Source organism: Celeribacter sp., from assembly GCF_048270365.1.
In the GTDB taxonomy this organism is placed as follows: Bacteria; Pseudomonadota; Alphaproteobacteria; order Rhodobacterales; family Rhodobacteraceae; genus Celeribacter.
On sequence record NZ_JBLWTA010000002.1, the window covers coordinates 343,810 to 356,117 of the forward strand.

The 12,308-nt window shown below is 60.3% G+C and carries 12 protein-coding genes; 8 read left to right on the forward strand and 4 right to left on the reverse strand.

Translation table 11 applies throughout. The features are described 5' to 3' along the window. Positions 1-17: 17 nt before the first annotated feature. The 4 genes from ACN0X0_RS04375 to ACN0X0_RS04390 all read left to right on the forward strand — a co-directional run bounded on the left by ACN0X0_RS04375 (position 18) and on the right by ACN0X0_RS04390 (position 2,588). Complete coding sequence (locus ACN0X0_RS04375; protein ID WP_417262567.1) at positions 18-740, forward strand: DUF484 family protein; 723 nt, start codon at positions 18-20, stop codon at positions 738-740. Continuing rightward, positions 737-1,669 carry a tyrosine recombinase XerC gene (locus ACN0X0_RS04380; protein WP_417278162.1) on the forward strand — a complete coding sequence of 311 codons (933 nt, stop codon included), beginning with the start codon at positions 737-739 and terminating at the stop codon, positions 1,667-1,669. The genes ACN0X0_RS04375 and ACN0X0_RS04380 overlap by 4 nt, the downstream gene beginning before the upstream one ends. Before the next feature lie 134 nt (positions 1,670-1,803). Then, positions 1,804-1,989: a hypothetical protein gene (locus tag ACN0X0_RS04385; protein WP_226548973.1), complete on the forward strand. Its 186-nt coding sequence runs from the start codon at positions 1,804-1,806 to the stop codon at positions 1,987-1,989. Between the two features lie 155 nt (positions 1,990-2,144). After that, on the forward strand, positions 2,145-2,588 hold the full coding sequence (locus ACN0X0_RS04390) for a hypothetical protein (RefSeq protein ID WP_417278163.1): 444 nt from the start codon (positions 2,145-2,147) through the stop codon (positions 2,586-2,588). A gap of 55 nt (positions 2,589-2,643) precedes the next feature. Here the strand turns inward: ACN0X0_RS04390 and ileS are convergent, their stop codons facing one another. Both ileS and ACN0X0_RS04400 read right to left on the reverse strand, forming a co-directional pair. After that, positions 2,644-5,580 carry an isoleucine--tRNA ligase gene (gene ileS / locus ACN0X0_RS04395; protein ID WP_417278164.1) on the reverse strand — a complete coding sequence of 979 codons (2,937 nt, stop codon included), beginning with the start codon at positions 5,578-5,580 and terminating at the stop codon, positions 2,644-2,646. 344 nt (positions 5,581-5,924) lie between these two features. After that, complete coding sequence (locus ACN0X0_RS04400; RefSeq protein WP_321364590.1) at positions 5,925-6,104, reverse strand: hypothetical protein; 180 nt, start codon at positions 6,102-6,104, stop codon at positions 5,925-5,927. 292 nt (positions 6,105-6,396) lie between these two features. Between ACN0X0_RS04400 and ACN0X0_RS04405 the strand changes: the two genes are divergently transcribed. Continuing rightward, positions 6,397-6,816: a group III truncated hemoglobin gene (locus ACN0X0_RS04405; protein ID WP_417278165.1), complete on the forward strand. Its 420-nt coding sequence runs from the start codon at positions 6,397-6,399 to the stop codon at positions 6,814-6,816. A 5-nt stretch (positions 6,817-6,821) separates the two neighbouring features. Here ACN0X0_RS04405 and ACN0X0_RS04410 read toward each other — a convergent pair whose 3' ends face one another. Continuing rightward, positions 6,822-7,832, reverse strand: coding sequence for a YcjF family protein (locus ACN0X0_RS04410; protein ID WP_417278166.1), 1,011 nt, complete (start codon positions 7,830-7,832; stop codon positions 6,822-6,824). Beyond that, positions 7,829-9,232 carry a YcjX family protein gene (locus ACN0X0_RS04415; protein ID WP_417278167.1) on the reverse strand — a complete coding sequence of 468 codons (1,404 nt, stop codon included), beginning with the start codon at positions 9,230-9,232 and terminating at the stop codon, positions 7,829-7,831. The genes ACN0X0_RS04410 and ACN0X0_RS04415 overlap by 4 nt, the downstream gene beginning before the upstream one ends. Before the next feature lie 108 nt (positions 9,233-9,340). On the opposite strand from ACN0X0_RS04415, the gene truA reads away from it, so the two are divergent. The 3 genes from truA to ACN0X0_RS04430 all read left to right on the forward strand — a co-directional run bounded on the left by truA (position 9,341) and on the right by ACN0X0_RS04430 (position 12,301). Next, positions 9,341-10,111 (forward strand): tRNA pseudouridine(38-40) synthase TruA, encoded by a 771-nt coding sequence (gene truA / locus ACN0X0_RS04420; RefSeq protein WP_417278168.1) that lies wholly within the window; start codon positions 9,341-9,343, stop codon positions 10,109-10,111. A gap of 112 nt (positions 10,112-10,223) precedes the next feature. Continuing rightward, positions 10,224-10,373, forward strand: a complete 150-nt coding sequence (locus ACN0X0_RS04425; protein ID WP_417262559.1) for a hypothetical protein — start codon at positions 10,224-10,226, stop codon at positions 10,371-10,373. 179 nt (positions 10,374-10,552) lie between these two features. Continuing rightward, complete coding sequence (locus tag ACN0X0_RS04430) at positions 10,553-12,301, forward strand: sugar phosphorylase (RefSeq protein ID WP_417278169.1); 1,749 nt, start codon at positions 10,553-10,555, stop codon at positions 12,299-12,301. Positions 12,302-12,308 lie beyond the last annotated feature (7 nt).

Here is a 12,308-nt window from a genome sequence, read left to right on the forward strand (position 1 = left end):
GTAATGTACGAGGCAACATGAGCACCCATCTCCCCCGGGCCATCTCGCCCATGGCTGAAGAGCTGCGCGAGAAAATCATTTCCGACCCTGATATGGTGTTGGACGACCAAGACGTGATGCGCGCGCTGATCGCCGCGAATGAACGCAGCACCGGCAGCAATGTCGTCGATCTGCGCGGGCTGGCGATGGAGCGGCTCGAGGACCGGCTTGATCGTCTCGAGGACACTCATCGCGGTGTGATTGCCGCCGCTTATGAGAACCTTGCGGGCACCAATCAGATCCACCGCGCCGTGTTGCAGCTTTTAGAACCGACGGAATTCACCCCGTTTCTCAAGGCCTTGTCGGGTGAGATCGCCCAGACCCTGCGCGTCGATTCCGTGCGCCTTGTGTTAGAGACCAAAGTCGAAAGCGACGAACCCGCCACACGCAAGCTCGGCGATGTGTTGATCACCGCTGAGCCCGGCTTCATCGAGACCTATATCACCTATGGCCGCAACGTCCCCGTGCGCGCCGTCACTCTGCGCCAAGTCGCGCCGGAGACCGATGTGATCTATGGCGACAACACCGGCTTCATTCATTCCGAGGCCTTGATGACCTTGGATTTCGGCCCCGGTCGCCTGCCGGGTCTGTTGGTGTTCGGGTCCGAGGACCCGCATATGTTCCGCCCGACGCAGGGCACCGATCTTTTGGCCTTCTTCTCCGGCGTGTTCGAGAAACTGATGCGCCGCTGGCTGGGATGAGTCTCAAGATCACAGAGGGGATGCGCGACACGCTGGCGCGCTGGCTCGACCACGAGCGCGCGTTGAAATCCGCCTCAGAAAACACCATCACTGCCTACGGGCGTGATGTCGCGGGTTGGCTCAGTTTTCTGGCCGAACATGAGGGCGGTGGCTTTGGGCCCGCCCAGATCGCCAAGCTGCGGATCACCGACATGCGTGCTTGGATGGCGCATGAGCGCAGCCGGGGCGTGGCGCCGCGTTCGCTGGCGCGGTCTTTGTCGGCGGTCAAAACATTCACCCGCTGGCTGGCCGAACGCGACGGGTTTGACGCCACTGCGGTGCTCTCCACGCGCTCGCCGAAGTTTCAAAAAAAACTGCCCCGGCCTTTGTCGCCGGATGCGGCCAAAGAGATGCTTTCGACGGTCGAGTTGCAACATGACGAGCCGTGGATCGCGGCGCGCAATGTGGCGGTGGTGACGTTATTATACGGCTGCGGCTTGCGGATTTCAGAGGCCCTGTCGCTGACCGGCGCCGATGTCCCTCTGGGCGAAGTGATCCGTATTGTCGGCAAGGGCAATAAGGAGCGCATCGTGCCGGTGCTGCCCGCCGCACGGCGTGCGGTCGCGGACTACGTGCGGCTTTGCCCCTATGATCTGACGTCTGACACGCCGCTGTTTCGTGGCACGCGCGGCGGCGCGCTCAACCCGCGTTTGATTGCGAAAGTCACCGAAGCCGCCCGGATGCAGCTTGGCCTGCCTTCTTCCGTGACGCCGCACGCAATGCGCCATTCCTTCGCCACGCATCTGTTGAATGCGGGCGGTGATTTACGGGCGATTCAGGAGCTTTTGGGCCATGCGTCTCTGTCGACGACTCAGGCCTACACCGCCGTCGACAACGCGCGCCTGTTGCAGGTCTATGAGGCCGCCCATCCGCGCGCCAAACAGAGCTAAACCGTCCAAACTTCGCCTAAAAGCCATGTTTTCGTTTTTGCAGAACCGCTTTAAGTTTCTATGAGAGCTTACGATTTCTTCACGTCCTCTGCCCTAAACTCGGGGCACGTTTGGGGCAGTTTTGGGGATGACAGATGGCGGACGACACACAACCTACCGGACCGAATTTGCGCGAGGTCGCCACGATCACACGGATCACGCAGGAAGACTTCTTTGCGCAGCTGGCGCAGGCTTTGGCGCTTTACGATCAGGATGGCGACGGGCTTTTGACCGAAGAAGAATGGAAATGGGTCGAGGACGCCTATAAGGACGCGGGCTGAGGTCATATCCATTTATCTAAAATCTTAGAGAAAAAGTACCCGCAAAGAACCGGTAAAACGCTGGTCCGGATCGACATTGCAAACTTGGTTTCTGTTTTAGCAACCTTTCGACGCGATCCTGATGCCATGTTCGTCAGGCCAGAAAGGACTACGTTATGAACATTTCAACGTTTATGGACTCCAGTTTCCAATCCCCTTTTTCCTCCGCCTCCCGCCTTGCCCATCAAGACAGTGCTCATCAGGACAGTGGCAGGACCGATTCAACGGCGTTTTTCTCGGATCAGGAGGGGTATAAAGTAACGCCGAAGCCCATTTTCACGCCCGAAGACCCCTCGGTGGTCCAAAGTGACATCACCGACGCCTATATGTTGAAGAATTTCGATCCCGCTGAGGCAAGCGGCGACGCCCAGACAGCTCCTGGGCAGAATGCTGATAGCGAGATGTCGGACCAGCCTCGCGACTCCCGGCCAACTCTTGCAAAGACCAACTCGCATCATGTCTTTCACGCTCTGCTGGATCGCATCGCCTCCTCACAGGGCAAAGATCCAGCAGAGTTTTATGCCAAAATGCAGGAGCGTTTGGGATTATTCGACATCTAACCCACAAAAAAGGGCGGACTATATGGTCCGCCCTTCCCATGTCGTCTTGCGTGACTTAGCCGAGCGCCTCATCGCAGCGACCGCAGACGCCGGCGTGATTGTGGCTGCCAACATCCGGCAGGATTTTCCAGCAGCGTTCGCATTTCTCGCCCTCGGCCTTCTCGAACACCACGCCGATGCCATCGACTTCGCCTTCGAGGCGGAAGGCCTCGGATGGCGCCGGATCGCCGGTCAGCGTGATTGCGGAGGTGATGCAGAGATCGTCGAAATCGACGGTCTTGAGCGCGGCCAGCACGGTCTCGTCCTCGACATGCACGATGGGCGCGGCCTCCAGAGAGGCGCCGATCACCTTGTCGCGGCGCTGCACTTCGAGGGCGGCAGTCACGACGCGGCGCGCCTTGCGGATGCCAGCCCATTTGGTGGCGAGATCGCCATCGAGCCACCCCGGCGCGGTCGCCGGGAAGTCCACAAGGTGCACCGAGCTGTCGTCGCCCGGGAAACGTTCGAGCCAAACCTCTTCCATGGTGAACACGAGGATCGGGGCGAGCCAGGTGGTCAGGCGATGGAACAGCACGTCCAGCACGGTGAGTGCGGCACGACGACGGGTCGTGTCGCCATCGCAATAGAGCGCGTCCTTACGCACGTCGAAGTAGAAGGACGACAGATCGACAGTCGCAAAGTTGAACACTGCCTGCCAGACACCAGAGAAATCAAAGGTCTCGTAGCCCTCACGCACCGTGGTGTCGAGTTCCGCAATGCGGTGCAGGACCCAGCGTTCCAACTCCGGCATCTCAGCGACCTCAAGGCGATCCGCCTCGGTGAAATCGTTCAGCGAGCCGAGGATATAACGCATGGTGTTGCGCAGACGACGATAGCTGTCGGCCACGCCTTTGAGGATTTCCGGCCCGATCCGCTGATCGGCGGTGTAATCCGTCTGCGCCACCCAAAGCCGCAGGATGTCGGCGCCGTATTGTTTGACGATCTGCTCGGGAACGATGGTGTTGCCGAGAGATTTGGACATTTTCATGCCCTTCTCATCCAGCGTAAACCCATGCGTCACAACGTTTTTATAGGGCGCACGGCCTTTCGTGCCGCAAGCCTGCAACAGAGACGAGTGGAACCACCCGCGGTGCTGGTCGGTGCCTTCGAGGTAGACATCGGCGATGCCATCGGGCGTCCCGTCTTCGCGGTCGCGCAACACGAACGCATGGGTCGAACCGGAATCGAACCACACATCCAACACGTCATAGACCTGATCGTAATCGGCCGGATCGACGATGCCGTCCAGAACCTTCTGCTTGAAGCCCTCTTCGTACCAGACATCCGCGCCTTTTTCCTCGAAAGCGGCGGAGATGCGGGCGTTGACCTCGTCATTGCGCAGAAGGAAGCCGTCCTCGGTCGGAAGCAAACCTTTCTTGGTAAAGCAGGTCAGCGGCACGCCCCAGGCGCGTTGACGCGAGAGCACCCAGTCGGGGCGGTTCTCGATCATCGAGTACAAACGATTGCGCCCGGTCTGCGGCGTCCATTTGACGAGTTGGTCGATGGAGGTCAGCGCGCGCGAACGGATCGTGTCGCCATAGGTGCCCATGCCATCGTCCAGCTTGCGGTCCACGGCGGCAAACCATTGCGGCGTGTTGCGGAAGATCACCGGGGCTTTCGAGCGCCACGAATGCGGATAGCTGTGCTTGATCTTACCACGCGCCATGAGGCCGCTCACCTCGGTGAGCTTAGCGATCACGGCGGCGTTGGCGTCACCCTCCCAATCGCCTTTCTTCGGCTTGTCGCGCAGGATGCGCTTGCCGCCGAAGAAGGGCAGATCTTCGCGGAAGCTGCCGTCGTCCATGACGTTATAGGTGATCACCTGTTCGAGCATGCCGAGATCGCGGTAGAGTTCGAATTCTTCCATCCCGTGCGAGGGGGCGCAGTGGACAAAACCCGTGCCCTCGTCGTCGGTGACGAAGGGCGCGGCGCGGAAGTCGCGCAGATCGTCCCATTCACCATTCGCACCTTCGGCCCCTGCGAGGGGGTGCAACAGCGACAGGCCTTCGAACTCAGAGGTCGGCACATCGCGCACGCGGGTCCATTGATCCTCGGTGAGGCGCGCCTTGGCGAAACACTGCGCGGCGAGTTTATCGGCGAGGAGATATTTCTCCCCGACCTTGAGCCAGCATTCGTCCGGCGTGCCCGTCACCTCATAGAGGCCGTAGTTGTAATCGGCACCAAAGACGACGGCCTTGTTCGACGGGATGGTCCAGGGCGTGGTGGTCCAGATCACGACATAGGCGCCCTGAAGCTCCGCGCCCTCATTGGCGACGGCGAACTTCACCCAGATGGTCGGGCTTTCCTTGTCGTGATATTCGACTTCGGCCTCGGCCAGTGCGGTTTCTTCGACCGGCGACCACATCACGGGTTTGGAGCCCTGATAGAGCGTGCCGTTCATCAAGAACTTCATGAACTCCTCGGCGATCACCGCCTCGGCGTGGAAATTCATCGTCAGGTAGGGATCGTCCCACTTGCCGTAAACGCCCAAGCGTTTGAATTCCTCGCGCTGGACATTCACCCATTCATCGGCAAAGGCGCGGCATTCCTGGCGGAAATCCACCACAGGCACCTCGTCCTTGTTCTTGCCCTTTTCGCGGTATTTCTCTTCGATCTTCCATTCGATCGGCAGACCGTGACAATCCCAGCCCGGCACATAGCGCGCGTCAAAGCCCATCATCTGATGCGAGCGCGTGATGATGTCCTTGATCGTCTTGTTCAGCGCGTGGCCGATGTGCAGGTGGCCGTTGGCGTAGGGAGGGCCATCGTGCAGCACGAAGGACGGGCGGCCGTCGGCCTTGCCCTTGGCGCGGAGCGTTTCATAAACGTCAATCTGCGCCCAGCGGTCAAGCCAGCCCGGCTCGCGTTTCGGCAGGCCCGCGCGCATCGGGAACTCGGTTTTCGGCAGATTGAGCGTGTCTTTATACTCGGGTGTGGTCGTCTCGGAACACATGTCTTTGTCCTTGGGAGGAATGGTCGGTAAATTCGAGGGCGGCGCGGGTCTCCATACGCCTTGTCCCGGCGGCTCGTAGGATCTTTGAGATCAGAGCGCCGGGCTGATAATTCGAATAATGATCGCGACCATGAATGTCATAAGCGCCTTATAGGACGCGGCTTGCGGGCGGTAAACCCGTCTTGACAGGGGCTGCATATGAAAACCGGATAGGAAAAAGGGACGCCGCAGACCCTGTCTGTGGCGTCCCTTTCTCATGTGCTGTCTGGCGAGAGGGCGGCGTGGCTGGCTAGGGTGCTTCCTGGCGCGCTTCGGTCGCTGTCTTGCTGGATCGCGTATCTCGTTCAGGCTGCGTCTTGTTCGAACTGGCCGCACCAATCGTCGGATTTCACCACCGGCCACATGCCCTTGTGCTCCGCTTCGGTCAGGAAGGTCGGCGGGTTGAAACGGCATTCGCCCTTGGCGTCGGTTTCAACGGCTTTGAGTTCAAAGAAGGCGCAGGTTTTGCAAGCAGTGTCAGACATGGTGATACTCCCCAATTCGGGCTCATAGGTTTTGGCTATTTGGCTGAAGTGGCTGGGAGAATGGCTGCCTGCGATGGGTGGCGTTTCGTCCTTGCTGAGACTGATATAGGCGTGACGCGCAGAGGGGTCAAGAAAAATATTCAATAAAATCAAATGCTTGACAGATTTACTCAACAACAAAAACACTCAGGAATGGAAAATAAAACAGTCGGAATACGCGCGACATTCCGGCACTGGTGGAAAAAGACCATCGAGAATATATCTTTAGCGAAACGCTCTAAAGGAGCCCCCGATGTCAGAGACCCGTTCCGCCCTGCCCCCGAAATTCGAGATCAGCCATGACGAGATGGACCGCGTGCTCACACGTTTCTATGCGGGTGTGCGCCAACACCCGGAGCTCGGCCCCGTGTTCGGCGCCCATGTCGAAGATTGGCCGGCGCATGAGGAAAAGATCGGCCGGTTCTGGCGCAACGCGATCCTGCACGAGCGTCAATACGACGGGTTTCCGCAACGCGTGCACCTGATGGCGCCGGAGGTGAAAGAGCATCACTTTGCCATATGGCTTGGGCTGTTCGACGAAACGCTCACCGCCGAACTGGACCCGGAGACAGCAGCGAAATGGTCGGAAATGGCGCATCGCATCGGGCGGGCCTTTCGCATGGGGATCATGCAGCGAGATCAGCCGAAAGACGCACCGCCGAAGCTGTTTTGAGGATCTTATTCGCCGCCTCTATCGAACAACCCTGTCAAAGCCCGTTTCACCGTCCCCGACACTGACGGCTTCTTCGCCTTCATAAACGGCAGCGGACGGCAGACTTCGATGGCGGCCACGCCCACGCGCGCCGTCAGGGCGCCGTTGACCACCCCCTCGCCAAAGCGGCGTGAGACTTTCGCCATCACACCACCACCGGCCATGGTGCCGATCAGATCATCACCCACGGCGACGGCCCCGGTCGCGACCAGATGCGTGAGCACGGATTTCGTCACACGCCAGGACCCCAACGTGCCAGACCGCCCGCCATAAATCTCCGCAATCCGGCGGATCATCCGCAGGTTCGCGGTCAATGCGGTAAACACATCCGCCAAAGCCAACGGCACAAGCGCGGTCACAGTGGCAACCTGACGCGCGGCGGCTTCGACTTCACGACGCGCCGCGGCATCGAGCGGCACGAGAAGTTCTGTCTCCGCCAGTCCCAAAAGCCCGTCAGCATCAAACACCTCCGCCTCGCGGTCGCGAAACCGCTCCTTGCCCCAGTTCAGTTCAGGACGATGCGCGTAGACTGACAGAAGCTTATCCGCGACGCCTTTCGCGGCTTTCAGATCGGCGGCGCCCATCGCGTCCACTGCCGCCTTTTGCAGCGTATCTATGCGTTTGAGACGTGCGAAGGCAGACAGTTCCCTGATGGCAATCGCGGCCAAAACAACGACAAACGCGCCCGTCAGACCCAGTGCGACATAGCCCAACAGGGGATGCGCAGCGATCAGGCCCATGATGGCGTCATAGGTCACAATCGAAACGGTAAAGGCAAAGAGCGCCGCGAAGAGCCGCCAGAACCAGCGTGCCAAGGCCGAGGGCTTGCGCGCAACCAGAACCGCCACCCGCTCCATCGCCGCAGGCCGCGCGAGGGGCGCGAGATCGGGAACCGGCTCGGCGGTGGAGGGGGTGATCGTCGGCTCCTCGTCCAACTCGATCAAGATCGGGCCACGACCGGGCTGATTGTCTGTCATAGCTTATCTCCGATCAAAAACTCGGCGGCGCGGTCCAACCGGATATGCGGCGGCCCTTCGCCGGGCCGAAGCGTCAGCCGCGCGGGGCGGAATTTCATAATCTCATATTGCGCATCCAGCCAACGCTCCGCCCCTTTTCGCGCGGGCGACAGGATATGCGCCGGGTCTTCGGGCAACTCGCCCGGATAAAACGCCGCCTGTTTGCCGCCTTCGGTCATGCCGCGCACCACATCGAGGCTCTGCCCCTGATGGTCCATGGTCTCCTCGACCGTCGCCCGAAGCGCCGCCAAGGACATGGCCTGCGTCGAGGCGCCTGCGAAATCGGCGCGGTCACGAGCATCGCGTACCAAGGCCTCCATGATCGCGGTCAGGCGCGGGTGTTGGTTGTGGTGGATGTGATCGGCTTTGGTGGCGGCAAAGAGGATTTTTTCGACCTTGTGCTGGCCCAAGAGAGACATGATCCGCCCGACCCGACCGGGGCGGAAGGCGGAGAGAATATCGGCCATGGTGCGGCGCAGGTCTTCGACGGCTTTCGGCCCGGAATGGATCGCGCCCAGCGCATCGACCAACACGATCTGGCGATCAATGCGAGAGAAATGATCGCGGAAAAAGGGCTTCACCACTTCGCGTTTATAGGCCTCAAAGCGGCGTTCGAATTCGCGATGCAGCGAGCCGCGCGGGGCCTCGCCCGCAGGCAGAGGGGCAAAGGTCAGGACAGGCGAGCCTTCCAACTCGCCCGGAAGCAAAAACCGCCCCGGCGTGCAATCGGAATAGCCTGCGGCGCGGGCGGATTGCAGGTAGGCGGTGAAACTTTGGGCCAGAGATTTGGCCGTGGGTTCGTCCTGTTTGGCGCTCGGGTCGGCGGCGCCCAGCGCGGTGATGAAGGCGGCACCCTCGGCCCGATCATGCGCAGCTTGCAAAGCCTCAGAGGACCATTCGGCAAAGGTTTTTTCCATCAACCCAAGGTCCAAAAGCCATTCGCCGGGATAGTCCACGATGTCGAGATGCACGGTCTTTTGCCCCGTCAAACCGCCCAAAAGCCCCGCGGGTCTCACCTTGAACGACAGGCGCAACTCGGACACGGCGCGGGTGCTGTCAGGCCAATGCGGCTCTGGTGCGGTGAGCGCGGAGAGGTGGCTTTCATAGTCAAAGCGCGGCACGGTGTCGTCCGGCTGCGGCTGAAGATAGGCGGCGGTGATCGCCGTCCCCGGGCCGAATTGCGGCATCCGACCCCGGTCCAACAGGTTGGCCACGAGCGAGGTGATGAACACCGTTTTGCCCGCGCGCGACAGGCCCGTGACGCCCAGCCGGATCACCGGTTCAAAGAGCGCCTCGTGCACGCCGTCCTGAACGGTTTCAACGCTTCGGACAATCCGGTCTGCAATCGTGTTGAGGATCAAATCTGCCGCCCCGTTTTGGATGTTTACCCGTTCAACATAGGCACTCACGCGCGTGGTTGTAAGGGAGAAAGACTGGACGTCCCCTCCCTGCCACGTTAAAGCCGCCACATGCCCAGATACGCCCTTTTGATCGAATATAACGGCGCGCCTTTTGCCGGTTGGCAACGCCAAAAAGAGCACCCTTCCGTTCAACAAGCGGTCGAGGAGGCTTTGCGCAAACTCGAACCGGATTGCCCGGGGATCGGGGCCGCCGGGCGCACGGATGCGGGGGTGCATGCCACGGGTCAGGTGGCGCATTGCGATATGGCGAAGGACTGGGATCCGTTTCGGTTGAGCGAGGCCTTGAACCACCATCTGAAACCCAACCCTGTGGCGATCCTGAAAGCCGCCCGCGTCGACGACGATTGGCACGCCCGGTTTTCGGCGCTGGAACGGCGTTATATGTTCCGGCTGATCTCGCGCCGTGCGCCTTTGGTGCATGACGCGGGGCTGGCGTGGCGGGTCAATCACGAGCTGGATCGGGATGCCATGCAGGCGGGGGCAGATCGCCTGATCGGCCTGCATGATTTCACCACCTTTCGCTCGACCATGTGTCAGGCGGACAGCCCGGTGAAGACGCTAGACGAGGCGCGCGTTGAGGTCTCGGACATCCCCTATGGGCAGGAGTTTCGGTTCTATTTCCGGGCGCGCTCCTTCCTTCATAATCAAGTGCGCAGCTTTGTCGGCACGCTGGAGCGTGTCGGATCGGGGGCGTGGTCGCCCGAGGATGTGACCGAGGCTTTGGAGGCCAAGGATCGCGCCGCCTGTGGGCCAGTCTGTCCGCCGGAGGGGCTCTATCTGGTGGGCGTTGGCTACCCGGATGATCCTTTCGGAAACTGACGCTGGGTCAGTTTCGCATTTTGCCAAAGTAACCCAAAGCCGCCCGAAGCCTGCCGCATTTCGGCCCGATTTGCCTGTCAGCTCTGGTTCCATCACACTCGGGAGCATTGCTATGGACCTGTTCAACATCAGCTTTGATCAACTGGCTCTGGCCATCATGACCACCATCGCGATCCGCGAGGTGATGATCGTCACGCTTCCCGATCGGATCGCGGGTCCCGGCGGCTGGCTGATTGATACCGCGCTTGGCGATCGCGTCTGAGGCGCGCCGACAGCCCGCATATCCCCGAAACTGTTTCGACCGCACAAAAATGGGGCAACATGTGAACGCCCTGCGCGCTTTCCCGAATTTTTGCACAGGAATGCGCCGCTTTCCCCGGCCCATGCATTGAACCCCTCAAATCTGTCTGGTCTACGAAAAAGAAAAGACAGGGGAAGCCCATGGCAAAACCATCTTCGCAATTCTCAACGCGCCTGCGCGCCTTGATCGAACAGATTTACCCGGATCAGGACAGCAAATGCCTTGCCGACCAGATCATGGACGCCTTTTGGCCCGAGGGGACCAAACCGCGCGCGCGCGCCCGTGCGCCGGGCAACAGTCTTTGGAATGAGACCGACACTTTGGTCATCACTTACGGCAACTCGCTGATCGACGGCCAGCACAAGCCGCTCGATCTGCTGCGCGATTTTCTCAATCGCTATCTCAAGGGCACGGTGCACGGGGTGCATATCCTGCCGTTCTTTCCGTTCACCTCCGATGACGGGTTTGCGGTCACCGACTATCGCCAAGTGAACAGCCAACTTGGCGACTGGGCCGATATTCAGCGCATCGGCAGCGAGTTCCGGCTGATGTCCGATCTGGTGCTGAACCATGTGTCGTCCATGTCGACCTGGTTCTCCGAGTACCGTCAGGGCCATGAGCCCTATGACAAATTCTTTGTCGAGGCCTCGCCCGACGATGATCTCTCACAGGTCACCCGCCCCCGCACCTCGCCCCTGCTGCGCGAAGTGAACACGGTGAACGGGCCGAAACACGTCTGGTGTACGTTTAGCCACGACCAGATCGACGTGGATTTCAAAAATCCCGAGGTGTTGTTCGAATTCCTGCGCATCATGCGGCTGCACATGGACAATGGCGTGCGCATCGTGCGGCTCGATGCCGTGGCCTTTGTCTGGAAAGAGTTGGGCACGAATTGCATCCACCTGCCGCAGACCCATGCCATCGTGCGCCTGATGCGACTGCTCTGCGATTACGCCGAGGAACGCGTGGTTTTGCTCACCGAGACCAACGTGCCCAATGCCGAAAACCTGAGCTATTTCGGCAACCGCAACGAAGCGCATATGATCTACAATTTCTCGCTGCCGCCTTTGTTGCTGCATGCGCTTCTGTCGGGCACCTCGACCTATCTCAACCAATGGCTGATGCGGATGCCGCCCGCGCAGTTGGGCTGTGCCTACCTGAACTTTGCCGCCTCTCACGACGGCATCGGGGTGCGCGGCGCGGAGGGGCTTTTGGCACCCGAAGAACTGGGCGAAGTGATCCAATGCGTGCGTGATTTCGGCGGGCTTGTGTCGATGCGCGCCCTGCCCGACGGCTCTGAAAAACCCTATGAGCTGAACATCACCTATTTCGACGCGCTCAAAGGTACGATTGCCAAGGGCGAAGATGGCCTCCAAGTGGATCGCTTCCTCTGTTCGCAAAGCATCGTCATGGCGCTCGAAGGCGTGCCGGCGTTTTATATCCACTCGCTTCTTGCGACCCATAACGACCACGCCGGCGTCGAGAAGACCGGCGTGAAACGTGCGATCAACCGCCACCGCTGGGACTACCCGGAGCTGCGCGCGCTTCTGGACGATCCCGAAAGCCAGAACGCGCGGGTGCTGGCCGAGATGAAACGCCGGATCGCCATTCGCATCGCGCAAAAGGCCTTCCACCCGAACGCCACGCAATTCACCATGCAGCTGGGCGAAGACATGTTCGGCATCTGGCGTCAGTCGCCGGAACGCGATCAGTCGATTTTCGCGCTGCACAATGTGACAGACAAAGAGGTCGAGGTGCCGCATATCGCGATCAACCTGATCGACGGCGAGGCGTGGTATGACCTGTTGACGGGCGAAAAAATCGACCTGTCAAAACCCAACATCAGCTTTGCGCCCTATCAATGCCGCTGGATTTCCAACCGGCTTTGAGCACCGC

What these genes read in the sequence shown, in the direction of transcription:
- truA (WP_417278168.1), top strand. Translation starts at nt 9,341, where the DNA reads ATGCCCAGATACGCCCTTTTGATCGAATATAACGGCGCGCCTTTTGCC.
- ileS (WP_417278164.1), bottom strand. Translation starts at nt 5,580, where the DNA reads ATGTGTTCCGAGACGACCACACCCGAGTATAAAGACACGCTCAATCTG.
- ACN0X0_RS04430 (WP_417278169.1), top strand. Translation starts at nt 10,553, where the DNA reads ATGGCAAAACCATCTTCGCAATTCTCAACGCGCCTGCGCGCCTTGATC.
- ACN0X0_RS04390 (WP_417278163.1), top strand. Translation starts at nt 2,145, where the DNA reads ATGAACATTTCAACGTTTATGGACTCCAGTTTCCAATCCCCTTTTTCC.
- ACN0X0_RS04375 (WP_417262567.1), top strand. Translation starts at nt 18, where the DNA reads ATGAGCACCCATCTCCCCCGGGCCATCTCGCCCATGGCTGAAGAGCTG.
- ACN0X0_RS04425 (WP_417262559.1), top strand. Translation starts at nt 10,224, where the DNA reads ATGGACCTGTTCAACATCAGCTTTGATCAACTGGCTCTGGCCATCATG.
- ACN0X0_RS04380 (WP_417278162.1), top strand. Translation starts at nt 737, where the DNA reads ATGAGTCTCAAGATCACAGAGGGGATGCGCGACACGCTGGCGCGCTGG.
- ACN0X0_RS04410 (WP_417278166.1), bottom strand. Translation starts at nt 7,832, where the DNA reads ATGACAGACAATCAGCCCGGTCGTGGCCCGATCTTGATCGAGTTGGAC.
- ACN0X0_RS04385 (WP_226548973.1), top strand. Translation starts at nt 1,804, where the DNA reads ATGGCGGACGACACACAACCTACCGGACCGAATTTGCGCGAGGTCGCC.
- ACN0X0_RS04405 (WP_417278165.1), top strand. Translation starts at nt 6,397, where the DNA reads ATGTCAGAGACCCGTTCCGCCCTGCCCCCGAAATTCGAGATCAGCCAT.
- ACN0X0_RS04400 (WP_321364590.1), bottom strand. Translation starts at nt 6,104, where the DNA reads ATGTCTGACACTGCTTGCAAAACCTGCGCCTTCTTTGAACTCAAAGCC.